This is a genomic window from Sporosarcina sp. NPDC096371 (assembly GCF_044762865.1).
Classification (GTDB): Bacteria; Bacillota; Bacilli; order Bacillales_A; family Planococcaceae; genus Sporosarcina.
This window is the reverse complement of record NZ_JBIWFE010000009.1, coordinates 155,525-170,169: the sequence shown is the minus strand read 5'-3', so window position 1 is coordinate 170,169 and position 14,645 is coordinate 155,525. Positions and strand designations below refer to the sequence as shown.

Genomic DNA, 14,645 nt, shown 5'->3' with positions numbered 1-14,645 from the left:
CCTCACTTTATAGTAGTGTTGACACGGGTTTCATTGCCTCAAAGACATTTTTACAGCTCTTGCAGTACAAAATACTTCTGCAGGCAGTCGGTCCAAAAATGTTTTCCAGTGATACATAATCTGATCCGCAATAGGCGCAATCCACATGCCAGGAGCCATCTTCTTCCACATAGCTTGGCGGAGGTGCGATGCCAAACTGTCGTAAATTCACATGACCCTGTTCTGTGATGCGGTCCGATGTCCATGGCGGATGAAAGACGAATTCTACTTCAACAGCCTCAACCCCAGGCATTTTTTTCACCGCATGTATCGTATTCGTTTTAATAAATTCAAGAGCCGGACAGCCCAAAAAAGTAGGGAGTAGCGTAATCCTCACGTCATTTCCTGTCGTTGCGACTTCCCCTACCATACCCAGGTCCACAATACTCACTGAGTCAATTTCCGGATCCTTGACATGCATCAACACGTCCAAAATACGGTCGCTTGTTACATTAATTGAAACAGTCATTTCAGCCCCCCCTGTCCTTGTTCCTTTTTACCAAACGGCTACTGGATCCAGCTTGTATACTTCGGCAAGTGTGAGGAGCGCTTCATCCAAATCGGTTGTATGCTCACCATTGCGTCCATTTTTCACGGGATGATCAGGAATCTTGGGCACTGCCATTTGAAGGGCTCCGAATACTGGGCCAACGTTAGCGATCCATTGCTTCTTCAAGTCTTCTTCACTACCGATTAAGGCATGATTCTCAATCGCTTGCTGCTCGTTTCCAAAAGAGAATAAATCGCCAAAGTCATCCATGACAAGGGTGATGGCAGCATTCATTTTACTTTTGGCCACATCCGTCGAGCTCATCAATTGCTTGAACCACGTTTCCCAGTGCAGGCGGTGATAATACAGTTCCATCCTCACTTTTACCGCCACTTCGGCAACAGGCTTGTACGAGCTTGCGCATAACGCATCGATTTTCACCTTTTTTGCCTGCGTATAAAAATAGCTTCTTGCAACTTGATAAGCCCAATCGTATTTTGGCGTTTCCATATAGTACCCTTCGCCATTCACCCGTTCTATCAAAATGCTATTTTTTCTGTCATATGCAGGGCGTAAATGCGCCAGATCATCTGCTCGTCCAACCCCGACATCTTCGAGTAGCTGATAGAACATTGCCGCGTGGCCCATGCTGTCTTGGCTAATGGACGAGGAAGCGACGTCTTCTTCAATGTGGGGAGCGAGTCCGAGCCATTCCGAACCACGGTAGGCATACAAAAAATCGTCATCTGCTAATTGGAATAACAAACTAGTGATGGCAGCTTTATATTCTGGGGTCATACAATCGTCTGCCGTAGTCACTTCCGATCCCCTCCCCATGACAAAATCTCTTTTTCATCTAGCACTTGCTGCTCGTATTGGCGCCACTTTTTCTTTAAATAACCGTAGCCTTTTGTTGTCCGATACTCCTTATTGTCAAGCCTAGCAAGCGTCATTTTCTCTTCGGCATCCATTTTTCTAACGTGTTTTCGATTTACAATCCAAATGTCTGTAACCGGCTCGCGTCGCATGAAATTTTCCTGTGCCAAAACGAGTGCCATATCTTCATTTGGAGCCAGCAAGCTGAATTGGTGTTGGTATGCCGCGTTCGGTGTACGCTTGCTAAATACTTCATATTCTTGATAAAACGTTATTTCTTTGCCCATTTTCTCTGACTCCCTTCATTAGTTAACAACCACACTCAATGCATCACGCACCCATGCATTCTGTTCATAGGAGGTACGACGCAAGTTCAAACGTGCTTGAGAACGAGGACCTTCATTTTTTATGATTTTCTTGAATTCATTCCAATCGGGCTGTTTGTACGTCCACATTTTGCTCTCGGCATCGAATCCTATGGTCGGATCTGGAATGGTCAATCCGAGTGATAAAATGCGCGGGATGTATTTATCGAAAAAGAGTTGCCGGAACTCTTCGTTTGTTTTCGTCCGAATTTTATATTTCAGGGTCAAATCTTGTTTCGAGGAACCGGTTGTTTCTTTGCTCGCAGGTCCAAAGAACATTAGCAACGATTCCCACCAATAATTAATGGAGTCTTGTATCATCGCTTTTTGCTCACTGGTCCCTTCTGCCAGTGCTATAATAATCGATTCCCCATGCTGAGCATGAAATACTTCCTCCGCACAAATACGCTGCAATGCTCTACCATAAGGTCCGTAAGAAGCTCCTAGCATATTGGTTTGTGTAATAATAGCAGCCCCATCAACGAGCCATCCAATAATGCCCGCATCCGCCCATGTCGTTGTTTTCATATGGAATACATTATGAAATTTTAAGTCCCCATTGAATAAGTCTTGCATTAAATCCCCACGATTTTTTCCATAGGGCTTCAGTAAATCTTCGGAAACGCGGAGAAGCAGTTGGCCATGTCCCATTTCATCTTGAACCTTTGCCATGATGCCTAACTTTCGGGTAAGAGACGGCGCTTTCGGCACCCATTCTTTTTCAGGAAGGGCCCCCATAATTTCGCTCATACCATGCATAGAAATCAATTTTATCAACGTTTGTCGGTATTCTTCAGGCATCCAGTCATCTGCTTCAATTTTGTCGCCAGCTTCAATCCGTTGCATAAAGTGTGCGTAATTTTTTTCATCTGTGTTTTGCAAATTGGTCATCACATAGCCTCCCTACCCTAAGCTATGTGTGATGGACAACATATATCACACATTCATCGCCTTACTTCTAAGGAATAAAAAAACCTATCAGCTATTCATAGTTGAATGGCTAACAGGTTCTACCGCAACACTTTTCAGATGTCTTGCTGTTTTAGCTTTAACACAGCGTATCGATGGATGGCGTCTTTTTGGAAGAAATCGCGATGATTGGTAGTACGTCTGTTGATTAACCAAAATCACCTCGTATATAACTTGATCAAACACTAGGCGCTACGTGTATAGGTACATGTGGGACGCTTTGAATTGAATGACTTCTATATAATTACCAAGATATCTGGATGTGTAGAAGTGCGACGTTGTCGCATTTCTACACATTTTTATCGGTAATCGTATGGTGGTCCTTCATCCGCCGCTCTCCAAAATCACAAATACACGAAATGCTAGAGCTTTTTGGGATGAACGAATAGCATACTTCATACCGAGAGAAGAGCCTCCAAAGATACAATTTTGGCGGCCGAGGCTTTCTCTATGGCTTTTTCTTCTTTCATTTAAGAAGTATCATTTTCTATAAGACATCACAGGAGGAATTGTAGTGCATTCCTCCTGTGATATGGAGCATACTCTTTGCTAAAAGTAAGAAAGAAACGCATTGTATAAAGTACTAGAGCGCCCGAAATTGTATTTTCGGGCATTTACATTCTTTATAGAACGACATCTATTCTTACCTTTCAAATAAACTGCATTTTTCACTTTAACAATGTTGGGACGCGACAGGCAATTAATCACAACAAGATAACCGAAAATAGTGTCATGATTAATTTGCCGAAAGCGGACCGGAAATGGACTAGTGAATTAGAGTTCCCAATCCCTTCACACCAGTATTTCCCTCAAAAAAATGATTAATTTACAGATGTGTAAATCTGCGTGGCATTAATTAACAGGGATTGAAAGGAAATATTATGCACAGGATACGCGCATGGAGGTGATTTATTTTGCCAGATAACAACGATAGAAATCAGAACCGCAACCAACAACAAAATCGCAACAACAATCCAAACCCAAATGATATGCGCGAAGAATTCGGCACTGAGTTTGACATTGATCAGTTAAACAATCAAAATACTAATAATCGAAAACAAAAAGATGCACGCAAAAACCCTTTCGAAAACAGATAATAAATCAGCAAAAAAAGAAGACAGCAGCATCGTGCTACTGTCTTCTTTTTTGCTTTATACTAGATAATTCAACAAGTAGGTTTCCCATCAATAAGATGATATTCGACGTCCCTATCACTTATACAGGGACAGGTATCCGCTTAGGAGGGAAGCCTTTCCTATCTAGTCTGTAGGGCATACTGGGCGATGGTTAGTCATAAATGAGGAGAAGGCCTGGTTCATTGCGTATCAGAACCAAGCCCCCTCATCCAAAGTTTTTATCATTTTACAAAATCGTTTTACGGAACAACCTCGAACAAGGGTTTAACATGTGGATCTGCCGCAATATGTTCAGGGAAGATAAAGCCCTTTACATCACGTGAAAGTTCGATATCTAATTGTTTGAAGCACTCATCTATGAATTCTGAACACATATAGTCCTCATCATCTTTATGTTTTCCGATACCTAAACCGATTCGTGCAACAATCTTAGCAATTTCCTCTTTATCATAATCCCGATTCAGCAAGTCAATCGCTCTTCCACACATTTGCTTTACTTTTTCCTGATCAAATTCTGGACTTGCCACTACTTCATGTCGACCGATATACATTTCACCTTTATACTTTTCCTTACTATTTTCATAATTGTAAAGGTAATGCGTTAAAGGAACCACTCTAACACCATCGTCTTCTACACTTTCTATGACAAGGACATGGTCATGCCAACTAACTAACAAAGCGACATGACTAAATAGGGAGTCTGAAAACTTTTTAATGAGCTCACTCACCACATAACGACCGCTACATAGAAGAATATCCCCTGTCCGTATTTCATTTTTCGCTTGTTCAAAAGCCGTTTGTTGAATGCCCGTAAATTTACTCGTCCCGATCGATAATCGCCCCTTCCTATTATCTACTTACAAATTGGGTAGAATGAAAGCCCCGTGGCAAGGTCGCTACCACTACCTTCAGAGTTTGATATCTCCGGGTCCCTTAATAACATAGTCCCTTACCGACTCTAATTGATGGATGGGATCGTGGCTGCGCAAATCCCCAAAATCAAGACCCGTCAGCGTTTCAATTTTTGTAATGGGCACTTGATACGTTTTATATTCTCCATACGCAAATTCCAAGCTGTCAATCAGATTTTTTTGTGTCTGCAAATAAGCCGTTGCAGAGAGGTTACCGTCTTCCTTCACCATGACTGCTATTTTCCAAAACTCTTCCGGTATTTGAACGCCTCTGTAAATAATGTCATCCATTCGGAAAATAGGACCTGTAAACACGGATACTTTAAGATTCGAGTTCTCCGCATTTTCTAAAATATAATTCTCTAAATCCAGCCAACTTTTTTGATTCAAATTACTGTGCTGAGGTGCACAGTTTGTAAAATGGAATGTATCCGCATTTGCCTTTTTCGCCACATCGCCCCAAACAGGATCACGCCGGCGGACAAGATGTCCTCGATCGAGCGAATTACTTTTATATAATTCAGGTCCGCACTGGTACGCTGTATCGATACGGGAATCGAGATACCATTTGTCATTGCGTCCAACACTCACCAATTGCTTGCCGTCAATATTCACCACCGTATAATAGGCTAAACGGCGTGACTTACTCATGACAATTGAAAAATGCGTGTAATGAAGCACGTTACTTCCATCCTTTAACAACGCAATATCCTGCTCAAGATCCGACCGGAATAGCGGGTACATCACTTCATGTTCCTGACCAAGAAATCGCGTGTCATACCCCATTAAACCTTCGTACCATGACTTGTCCAATTCCCCAACTACCATCTCTTCTTCCGATTGAATGGGTACTTCCCAACCTTTCACAATGTCAGTCAACAATGATTTCTGTTCATCATTCATGTTCGGACTTTTCCCTTTGACAAACTGAATAATACTGCTGATGCGAATGCCTTCATTCGCTATGAATTCAGTCCGATTCTTTGGATCTGGTACGCCTGCATGATGGAGGGAGATGACAATCCATTCATCATTAAAAACAGGTGAACCTGAGGATCCCGGCATAGTGTCGGTCGAGTAATGAACATAATCGTCAAATACATCCATCATTTTGTTCTCCCTAATCGCGACAGCTTTGGGCGCACCCGAAGGATGTTGAATAATGGAGACATATTCACCAACCAAGCCGTTGCCCTTTTGTGGGATAAGCGGCAGGAACCCAAAATCGCTTACATTTGTGCCATCCACAGACACTTCTTCTATCGCAACTAATGTAAAATCTAGCTTCTGATCGGTTATAAAGAAGCGCTCAGGTGTAAAACGGAAGCTTTTCATCGGGCGTTCTCTTAAGTCGAGATCCACTTCATAGTTGAATTGCGCAACACTGTACTGGGCAGAATCGTAGCTCTCCAGAACATGATTATTTGTCAGTACTAAAGATGGGGAGACTAGAAAGCCAGTAGCATGTCCAAGAACTCTGCCTAAACGATCGCGGATCACAATTCTACAAACTGGTTTGGCTGCTTGGAGGCCCGCTTCCAGATATGAAATAGGAAATAGGTCACTTTGGCCAATAATGCGCTCGATAGCAAGTCCATCTCGTGGATCAATTAGCGATTTACGGAGTGCGACCCGCTCAGGCGTATCTACTTCCAAAGGATTTTTTGTTTGTAGATCACTAGCCATACGTTCACGCTTACCAGAACGCGCGATAAAACGCTGTAATGCCTGTTGTTGTTGCAAATCCGAACGATCGGCATCCAAAACCTGAAGCTTTTCAAGACGTTTAATGGACATGATTACCCTCCTAAAGTATAAAACTATATTTTATTCAGATGGTTATGACTATTCTATCATCTGGAGCAATTTTATAAAAGTTACTTTTTCAGGGTAATGCAAAAATCATCTAGGATGTCCAAATGTCCTGGATGATTTTTTGGTCATTCTACTAACTGGTTGTACATTTTATCCTGTGAACAACATGTACAACAGCTAAATTCCCAACATTTATTGTAATAATTCGACATATACCCATTTCTTGAACATATACTTAATAGAAACACGTGTATCTTATTCCTAATTCCCGCCAAACAGCATCTCAATTTCACATGATGCTCACAAAATGTACAATCAATTGTCAGTTATCTTTACTAGCAAGAAAGAAGTAACCGTCCTCCCTCGGCAAAAGTGCGGATGATTACTTCTTCTCTCATAAACAACTGCTTTTTCTAACTGACCATGGTTATTGTATGTCACATTTTTTATAATATGATGAACCGCCAACAGAAGTGCTTCGTCTTATTACTATAGCCGTTGGTCAACATCGCTTTCTTCGCATAAGGTCAATGAAAAAATGATGCACTTTCTTTTTCATAGTTTGCAGATCTGGCACTCGAAATGTAGAAAACGCCCACAATTCACAGGTATTATGTATCAATATATATATACAACTCTATCAATTCCTCTTCAGACACAGTCATATAGAATCAAAAAACTTCCTATTCAATAAGACTTATGAATCTATTATTCAAACTATTCATATTTATATGGACTGAATAGTCAGATAATGGTATGCTTTATTTGGAATTACTTCTATTTTATTACTTTAATCCACTTAAACCAAATCAACAATTAGCATATATTTCTAAATTTTCCACACCAAATGGACATATACCCATTTATTCCACATATACTATATAGAAACTCATCTTAGAATATGACTCAACTTTTTGAAGACTGTGTGACAAGTGAATAGGCACACTACATTGAAGGGAGGTGAAAAATTATATTGGAGCTAGGACCACTAACATCGTATTTGGTAGACACTCCAATTGAAAGGTGGTGAAAACCAATGACAACGTTCGAAACACTGAGCTTACTCCTTCAACTGTCTGGTGGATGGATTGCTGCTATGTCAGTGTTGTTGTCAGTCGTCTTCTTCTTATCAAAAAAGAAGTAACCGTCCTCCCTCGGCAAAAGTGTGGACAATTACTTCTTCACTCACGGAAAACTGCTTTTTCTAGCCAATCATTGACACTGTCGCACGGTGTGCAACATCATTTACGCATTCGACTTACCCACTAATTGTGTAAGTTCGAATACGCTAACGCCCAATCCCTTTTTATTGTATGTTCCATTTTCAAAAATATGATGTATTTCAGATGAATGAATTTAAAAGCAATCCAATCACATAATGAGGAGGTATAAGATGGAAAAGTATGCACATGTAATTCCATACGAAGTGATCGAAACAATAGAAGAGGTCAACGAAGTTCCCGAGGGTGTAGTGTTAATTCAGGCACCAAAAGTTTGGAGCGAAACGAAAGGAAAAGGGATTACCGTAGCCATTCTTGATACAGGATGCGATCAGAATCACCCTGATTTACAAAATCAGATTATAGGCGGTCGAAACTTTACGGATGATGATCAAAGCAATCCGAGTATATACCTCGATTACAATGGCCATGGCACGCATGTTGCTGGAACGATTGCAGCCCTGCAAAACAATGTAGGCGTAGTCGGAGTTGCCCCCGAGGCAAGTTTGCTGATTGTAAAGGTGTTAAACAAAAAGGGTTCGGGACAATATGAGTGGATTACCAATGGCATCAATTATGCAATCGAACAAAAAGTGGATATCATCTCTATGTCACTAGGTGGTCCGCATGATTCACCTGACCTTCACGACGCGATCAAAAAAGCAGTCGCTAACAATATCCTTGTCGTTTGCGCAGCTGGTAATGAAGGAGACGGCGACGATAAAACCGATGAATTCGCCTACCCTGGCTATTATAACGAAGTCATATCTGTAGGTTCGATTAATAACAAACGACGCTCTTCCAATTTCACCAATTCTCACAACGAAATCGATGTTGTTGCCCCGGGTGAAGCGATACTCTCTACCTATTTAAACGGAAAATATGCGAAGTTAAGTGGAACTTCCATGGCTACCCCTCATGTTTCTGGCGCACTGGCCCTGATTAAAAATGTAGCAAACAACCGTTTCGAACGACAACTTACCGAACCAGAGCTCTATTCCCAGCTCATTAAAAGAACCGTTCCACTAGGATTTTCGCCAAAACTTGAAGGGAATGGACTCGTGTATTTAACAGTACTTGAGCACTTGGCCGATGTATTTGAGCGTGAAATGGAAGACTTGGTTTTGCATGCACAATGAGGTAGATAATCAGTGGTGCTAGGTGCACAGATTGATTTCAAGGATCTGTGCACCACGATTTCATAGAGTAGTCAGTCTTGTACACAAACGGCTGATTACTCTATGTCTGTTTATGCTAGTAAAGGGTACCGGGGGCCCCAGTACCCTTTACTATTTTACATATAATTCAAGTAATGGACCTCTACCCTGTAAATCAAACGATTGATCTGCTTTTGTAAAAACGGCTTCACTTTTCCATTATAGTCCTCTAGGGATCTACAGTTATAACTCTCATGCAAATATGCCGTATAGCGGCAAGTAATCTCTAGCGATTGTGTATCGCCAGCAGTTAACGGTCGCTCGGCTGTTTTGATAATTTTCATATGTACACGATCATTTTTTATATAAATACCCGATGTAGGCACTTTGTCTTTTGACAAAAAAGAGATAATTCCTTCCGCATAAATCATTCTACTTCCTTCCCTCCCATCCATCGTGATAACAGGCAAGAACAGCGCCCCACTGATTTAGGTTATCTGCAAATAGTATATCATAACCATAGTTAAGACGAGTTACTGCGCTTGGATGGTATAATTTGGAGTGACTGCTCGAGGGTGAAATCTTATTAATCCTTACTACCACTTACAAACCTGCAATCACAAAAACACCCATCCCATACTATTTTCAGGGATGGATGTTTGCTTTTGTTGAGTATCAGGTTCACGCTTTTTACTCTAACTCGTCGTTCGTGTTGTCTTTTTGCTCATTCGGTTCATCGCTCCCACGATAACGATGATAAGGGAGAATGTTCCAAGTTCGCGCTTGTAAATGCCCATCATCCAGTACTTTCGGAATGTCCGCAAGAATCTTTTTAGCGACATCCAGTTCACGTTGAGATTCTTCCTTATCCTGATACAAGAATTCATCGGAAGCGGCGATTGGTGCCTGTGCCACTTTTTCCTCCAAATCCTGAATGACCATTTCCTGTTGGACGCGTAATGACGCCCTGGCGTCCGCAATCCATTCCGGCTGCAAATTCCGATTGATATCACCGACGCTGCTATACTCGTCAAAGATGTCCCGATAGATTCGATCCGCATTCGTGCGGACATCCAGGTTCGCCGCCTCCAAATCAAGGTTTGTTAGGTCCTCCACCGTCAAAGGCTTAATACGCTTTCTTCCACCGAGCCTTGTCCTTTCCAAATAAAAAGGGAATATACTTTTAAGCGTTTTACCAACCGGTGAAATGGCTCTTTCAAACGCATCAAGCCCTTTTGGCTGCACACCTTGCATCGCAATACGGGCAGATTCAGGACGTACAATCTCCTTCGGCGGCATAATCCCATGGCGAAGCATTTCTCGTATGCCCGTACCAGAAATATTTATCCGGTACTGTTCATCATGCGGACAGGACTGCCCTGTAGCTGGACTATCACAACGTGTGCAATAGAATACTTCATGAAACAGTCGAATTTCTATGCCTAACTCTTCCGGTTTAAACTCGTCAAATATACTATGGCTTGCATACTTATCATAATAATCACCAATTCCCGCATGATCACGGCCAATAAGTGCATGCGTACATCCATAATTCTTCATGATTAAGGCATGCAATACAGTTTCTCGTGGCCCCGCAAAAATATACGTCACCCGTAAAGGTGCAAGAATGGATCGACCTTGCGGGTAATACGTATCCAAAACACTTCGATAAGATAACATTCGGAATTCATGACGTGTATACTCACGCTTGGCCATCTCAACTAAAGGTTGAAGAAGCAAGCCATCCAATTCTTCCAATGCGTTCTTATGAATGTACTCATGACCCCTATGCAAAGGGTTGGCCCCTGTTATAAAACCAGCCGTAGTCCGAAACTTTTTCTCTTCATAAAATGTATGCCATGTATCTTTTGGCTCTAGACGAAGCTTTTCGAATGGTCCCCAATCCACTCGCTGTAATAATCGAATAGGGCCCCCTAAAGACACATCGCCCATTCTTCTATAAATCGCATCTACCCCCGGGTGATTACGATCCGTCGTCCCAAAGAGAGATGACGCCCGCTGTTCCTTATCATACTGAAAAATATCTTCTATTTGCAAAATAGCAACAGGTTCATTATTTTCATCGGCCAGTGTTACTTCATCCCCAACCTTCAGGGATTTCACAATTTCCTTGTTCCGATTCCCGATAGGTGCAAAGCTTAGCGGCGCAGGCCATATTGTCCCATTTGCTAACCGCCCTTTCGTAAGAACCGAATCATAATCTACTTCGTTCATAAAGCCCTCATTAGGCGACAATACCCCCGTCGCGATCATTTCAAGCGTAATCACAGCCTCCATGTCTACCCGGATCGTTGGTAGTTGCTTGGCTCTGATTAACTCCTCTTCCTGCTCTTTTCCCGTCACTACTTTATCCACCAATTTGCCGCCATGTGGCTGCTGCGGATAATTTAGAAACCTATTTTTCTCCGGTACATTTACCATCCCATTCCATCCCCTTTTAAAATGGTTATCTACACCCACAGAAAAAAAATCCGTAGTCTACCTGTTACTATACTATTGTATTTTAATAAAATCAAATACTCTGAAACTTCAAATGATTATTGGTACCTGAATTAATTTCATAATAGAAATATTGGACTTAATATCCGAACAAAGTTGATTTGCGCTTCAGTCGGACGCTTTCCGCGGGCACGGCCTCAGCCTCCTCGTCGCTCCGCTCCTGCGGGGTCTTCAGCTCGCGCTGTTCCCGCTGGAGTCCCCGCCTTACGCTCCAATCAACGAATGTAGTAGGTAATATTGGTGACTGAATAAATGAATAACCCTATAAGCGTTCGGGTTCTTAAACGTCATAGGTAATTATGAAATTGACTCATCTATGAACTTTTCCATGTAAATTTCATCAATATACTTGCAGGTTACGTTACGTCACCATTTACACTACATACATACCATAAAGGATGCGGAGGAATCGTATTGAAACATCAAAAGTTATTTTTTAACCAATCACCGTGGTCGTGGAAAGAATTTGCTCAGCTACTCATTCTTGTGTTAGTGCTTATCCCTTTTTTCGTTGAGTATTTATTGATGAATTACTTGTCTGCATCATTTCAAAATGAGTTGTATGCCGGAACCTTAGTTGGATTTATCATGTCAATCCTGTTTATGTGTGGACTTTATTTGATCGCGTTAAAGCCTAAACAGCTCGACTGGCGTGCAGTAGGTTTAACCCGTTTCCCTAAAAAATATTGGGGGCCGATTGCTGGATGGACAGTCATTTTAATTGCAATCAGTCTTGCGTTGGTGCTGATTATGGAACTAATGGGGATAGGCGTGGAGAATAGCAAAACGGAGAGTATTCAATCTCAAGTAACACCCTTACATTTCCTGATTGCTTTCGTGTCAGCATGTATCATTTCGCCAGTCTATGAAGAGATATTTTATCGGGGGTTTCTTTATAGACTGCTAAGAAGTAAACGAGGTATTGCTACAGGGATGCTCGTTAGCTCATTCATTTTCATGATCGTTCATATTCCTACCTATAACGTCTTGCCAGTAACCTTTGTATCTGGACTAGTCTTTTCATGGACTTACGAAAAGACTGGGTCTGTGCTTCCAGGCATTATTATGCATGGCACATTTAACGCCATTGCCCTTATACTGACTACTTTTTCATAAATAAATCAAACACCGTTTGCTGTAGCAAACGGTGTTTATCCATTTTTCAGCCTAAAGAGCTTGCTCGATAAATTCGATCATAGCGGGTTTAATGGGATAGAGTCTTAAATCCGATGATGCTTTTTCAGATTTCCTGACTTCCCAGAACTTATCCATCAATTGTTGATCTCCGAGAAATGTTTCTTCGGACAGGATACCCATATCATCCATGATTAGCTGCATTTCTACCGATTGTGGTGATAACTGCTTTTCCATGCACAGCTCAATTCGTTTGATCAAATTTAGCCATTTCTTTGTGGTTAAATCATCCTTTTCAAGTTTGGGAAGTTGCTTGAGCAACATTTGTTTTTCATCTACCGTAAAATATCGCTGCCAATTACGCTCATTTTCTTGCTTGACTACTAAGGTAAGTATGTCTTCCCAATTGATGGATCCTTCCAATTTCAAAACATTTAATAAGGATGTCGTATGTTGAATCGATTTGTGTACGCTGTCCGCTTGTTCTTCCAATAAAGATTTATGCGCCAACAAAACGGATGTAATCGATTTTTCGGTTACGATTTTCTTACTATCCTCAAGAGACAGTGAAAGTGATTTCAACAGCAGAATTTTTTCAAGTGCTAAAATATCTTCCTCTGTATAAAATCGCTTGCCTCCTTCCCCTTTTCTCGATGGTTGGACTAGACCAATTTGGTCATAATACCGTAGTGTTCTAACAGACACTTGTAGACGTTTCGACAATTCCCCCGTTGATAAATAATTCATTGTGTCCCCCTCACAAATTCAGCTTTATCACTTGCTAGATTTTCCCCTGTTACCTCTCTAGTATAGACTAATTACTTCCAAAGTTCTGATGATTGATAGTTTAGATTTTCAAATTGCGCAAATGCGAATTGATAAAAATAGATAATTCGTCGTAAAGATGTATACGACTATTACTTTTCTTTTCATTCTTTACATTCTTGTTAGTTGTTAGCTGTCTGTTAGTCGTCTGTTACCTTTCTGTTAGTTGGATTATTGTCATCTAACACGAGCCCGTTATAAACTCCCATTTCACAAGGGTTTGCAGCCTTTTGTCAGCTGTTGAAGCGTCTGTTAGAATTTCGACTGTTGCACCATTTTTCTAGCCGATGAAGAGCGTCCGCAAAAATTGTATAAGGTACCTACGCCATCCCGTATTAGGAAAGTTAAGCACATAAAACAAACCGCTCCACCACTATTTATCTACAAAAAATCTCGTTAATTGGCGTATCATACTCCTTAAAAATCTCTCTAAATAACGCCTTGTCAATCAGTTCACGCAAGACACCATCGAAATAGCCGGGGATATTCCGGATATTCTTACGCTTCGTTGCTTGAACAGAAATGTGAAGGGCTTGGACGGCTAAATCCTCAAATAACTCAGTTTGATCCTCGTAGATACTGAACTTCAATAGGCGCAGGGACTGGGCACGATAGACACCGAATAGTCGGCGTGCTAGTGAATCTTCTCCGATGGTTGTAGAAAGAAGTGCCTTCATTTTCCCAAACAGCGTTGTAGGAGACTGTTCCGCAGGAGACGTTCTCTTAAGATCTTTAGTAGTTATAGATTTAGAAAATAACGGTTCAGTTTCAGGCTTGTCCTCTTGCGAATTACTGTCACAAGGCTTTGCCACTTTCTCTGGTGTGGTCATTTTCGACTGGTCATGGAAGGGTAAAATACTGTAAATATTAGCGCCAAGACCGTTCATGATGGGACGGATGTAATGGATGCGTTCGATGATGCCAAGCTTTTCTAACTTGCGGATGGCGCGGCGAACAGTGACATTTGACTTGTCCACAGTCGTTGCAATGGTGTCGTGTTTCAAATGGGCGGCGCCGTATTTAACGGAGTAGCGACGGATCATATCGAGCACAGCACGGTCAGTTTTGTTAAGATCGTTCCAGTTGGCTGTTAGATGTCGATTGACTGCTTCATCCATATCGTGCTTGTTTGTGAAGTGTGCGTAATTTGTTAGGTAAGTGGTCATGATTATAATCCCCTTTATTCTT

Annotated in this window: 13 protein-coding genes; 3 read left to right on the top strand and 10 right to left on the bottom strand. The window is 41.5% G+C overall.

From position 1 onward, the window contains the following. Window positions 1-7: 7 nt before the first annotated feature. Genes paaD through paaA form a run of 4 tightly spaced genes read right to left on the bottom strand, consistent with a single transcriptional unit; the run spans window position 8 to window position 2,661 of the window. A complete protein-coding gene (paaD, locus tag ACIQ0H_RS19230) occupies window positions 8-508 on the bottom strand; it encodes a 1,2-phenylacetyl-CoA epoxidase subunit PaaD (protein WP_403418392.1) in 501 nt (166 codons plus the stop codon). A 27-nt stretch (window positions 509-535) separates the two neighbouring features. After that, window positions 536-1,366, bottom strand: a complete 831-nt coding sequence (paaC, locus tag ACIQ0H_RS19225) for a 1,2-phenylacetyl-CoA epoxidase subunit PaaC (protein ID WP_403418389.1) — start codon at window positions 1,364-1,366, stop codon at window positions 536-538. Continuing rightward, a complete protein-coding gene (gene paaB, locus ACIQ0H_RS19220; protein ID WP_403418386.1) occupies window positions 1,345-1,692 on the bottom strand; it encodes a 1,2-phenylacetyl-CoA epoxidase subunit PaaB in 348 nt (115 codons plus the stop codon). The genes paaC and paaB overlap by 22 nt, the downstream gene beginning before the upstream one ends. 18 nt (window positions 1,693-1,710) lie before the next feature. After that, window positions 1,711-2,661: a 1,2-phenylacetyl-CoA epoxidase subunit PaaA gene (gene paaA, locus ACIQ0H_RS19215; RefSeq protein WP_403418383.1), complete on the bottom strand. Its 951-nt coding sequence runs from the start codon at window positions 2,659-2,661 to the stop codon at window positions 1,711-1,713. A gap of 992 nt (window positions 2,662-3,653) precedes the next feature. Here paaA and ACIQ0H_RS19210 point away from each other — a divergent pair. Continuing rightward, window positions 3,654-3,836 carry a hypothetical protein gene (locus ACIQ0H_RS19210; protein ID WP_403418381.1) on the top strand — a complete coding sequence of 61 codons (183 nt, stop codon included), beginning with the start codon at window positions 3,654-3,656 and terminating at the stop codon, window positions 3,834-3,836. Between the two features lie 278 nt (window positions 3,837-4,114). Here ACIQ0H_RS19210 and ACIQ0H_RS19205 read toward each other — a convergent pair whose 3' ends face one another. Both ACIQ0H_RS19205 and ACIQ0H_RS19200 read right to left on the bottom strand, forming a co-directional pair. Next, the gene (locus ACIQ0H_RS19205) at window positions 4,115-4,645 is read right to left on the bottom strand and encodes a YiiX/YebB-like N1pC/P60 family cysteine hydrolase (protein ID WP_403418479.1); all 531 of its coding nucleotides are present in this window, start codon (window positions 4,643-4,645) and stop codon (window positions 4,115-4,117) included. 138 nt (window positions 4,646-4,783) lie between these two features. Further along, window positions 4,784-6,583: a DNA/RNA non-specific endonuclease gene (locus tag ACIQ0H_RS19200; protein WP_403418378.1), complete on the bottom strand. Its 1,800-nt coding sequence runs from the start codon at window positions 6,581-6,583 to the stop codon at window positions 4,784-4,786. A gap of 1,411 nt (window positions 6,584-7,994) precedes the next feature. Here ACIQ0H_RS19200 and ACIQ0H_RS19195 point away from each other — a divergent pair. Further along, window positions 7,995-8,960 (top strand): S8 family peptidase, encoded by a 966-nt coding sequence (locus ACIQ0H_RS19195; RefSeq protein ID WP_403418375.1) that lies wholly within the window; start codon window positions 7,995-7,997, stop codon window positions 8,958-8,960. 155 nt (window positions 8,961-9,115) lie between these two features. On the opposite strand, the gene ACIQ0H_RS19190 is transcribed toward ACIQ0H_RS19195, so the two are convergent. Next, complete coding sequence (locus tag ACIQ0H_RS19190; protein ID WP_403418372.1) at window positions 9,116-9,448, bottom strand: hypothetical protein; 333 nt, start codon at window positions 9,446-9,448, stop codon at window positions 9,116-9,118. 220 nt (window positions 9,449-9,668) lie between these two features. Continuing rightward, entirely contained in the window at window positions 9,669-11,420 is a 1,752-nt protein-coding gene (locus ACIQ0H_RS19185; protein WP_403418369.1) for a sulfate adenylyltransferase, read from the bottom strand. Window positions 11,421-11,912: 492 nt separating this feature from the next. Here ACIQ0H_RS19185 and ACIQ0H_RS19180 point away from each other — a divergent pair, with 492 nt between their 5' ends. Further along, complete coding sequence (locus tag ACIQ0H_RS19180; protein ID WP_403418366.1) at window positions 11,913-12,614, top strand: CPBP family intramembrane glutamic endopeptidase; 702 nt, start codon at window positions 11,913-11,915, stop codon at window positions 12,612-12,614. A 51-nt stretch (window positions 12,615-12,665) separates the two neighbouring features. Here ACIQ0H_RS19180 and ACIQ0H_RS19175 read toward each other — a convergent pair whose 3' ends face one another. Further along, window positions 12,666-13,379, bottom strand: coding sequence for a MerR family transcriptional regulator (locus tag ACIQ0H_RS19175; RefSeq protein ID WP_403418363.1), 714 nt, complete (start codon window positions 13,377-13,379; stop codon window positions 12,666-12,668). 455 nt (window positions 13,380-13,834) lie between these two features. Then, window positions 13,835-14,623, bottom strand: coding sequence for a helix-turn-helix transcriptional regulator (locus tag ACIQ0H_RS19170; protein WP_403418360.1), 789 nt, complete (start codon window positions 14,621-14,623; stop codon window positions 13,835-13,837). Window positions 14,624-14,645 lie beyond the last annotated feature (22 nt).

What these genes read in the sequence shown, in the direction of transcription:
- ACIQ0H_RS19200 (WP_403418378.1), bottom strand. Translation starts at nt 6,583, where the DNA reads ATGTCCATTAAACGTCTTGAAAAGCTTCAGGTTTTGGATGCCGATCGT.
- paaA (WP_403418383.1), bottom strand. Translation starts at nt 2,661, where the DNA reads ATGACCAATTTGCAAAACACAGATGAAAAAAATTACGCACACTTTATG.
- ACIQ0H_RS19170 (WP_403418360.1), bottom strand. Translation starts at nt 14,623, where the DNA reads ATGACCACTTACCTAACAAATTACGCACACTTCACAAACAAGCACGAT.
- paaD (WP_403418392.1), bottom strand. Translation starts at nt 508, where the DNA reads ATGACTGTTTCAATTAATGTAACAAGCGACCGTATTTTGGACGTGTTG.
- ACIQ0H_RS19185 (WP_403418369.1), bottom strand. Translation starts at nt 11,420, where the DNA reads ATGGTAAATGTACCGGAGAAAAATAGGTTTCTAAATTATCCGCAGCAG.
- paaC (WP_403418389.1), bottom strand. Translation starts at nt 1,366, where the DNA reads ATGGGGAGGGGATCGGAAGTGACTACGGCAGACGATTGTATGACCCCA.
- paaB (WP_403418386.1), bottom strand. Translation starts at nt 1,692, where the DNA reads ATGGGCAAAGAAATAACGTTTTATCAAGAATATGAAGTATTTAGCAAG.
- ACIQ0H_RS19195 (WP_403418375.1), top strand. Translation starts at nt 7,995, where the DNA reads ATGGAAAAGTATGCACATGTAATTCCATACGAAGTGATCGAAACAATA.
- ACIQ0H_RS19175 (WP_403418363.1), bottom strand. Translation starts at nt 13,379, where the DNA reads ATGAATTATTTATCAACGGGGGAATTGTCGAAACGTCTACAAGTGTCT.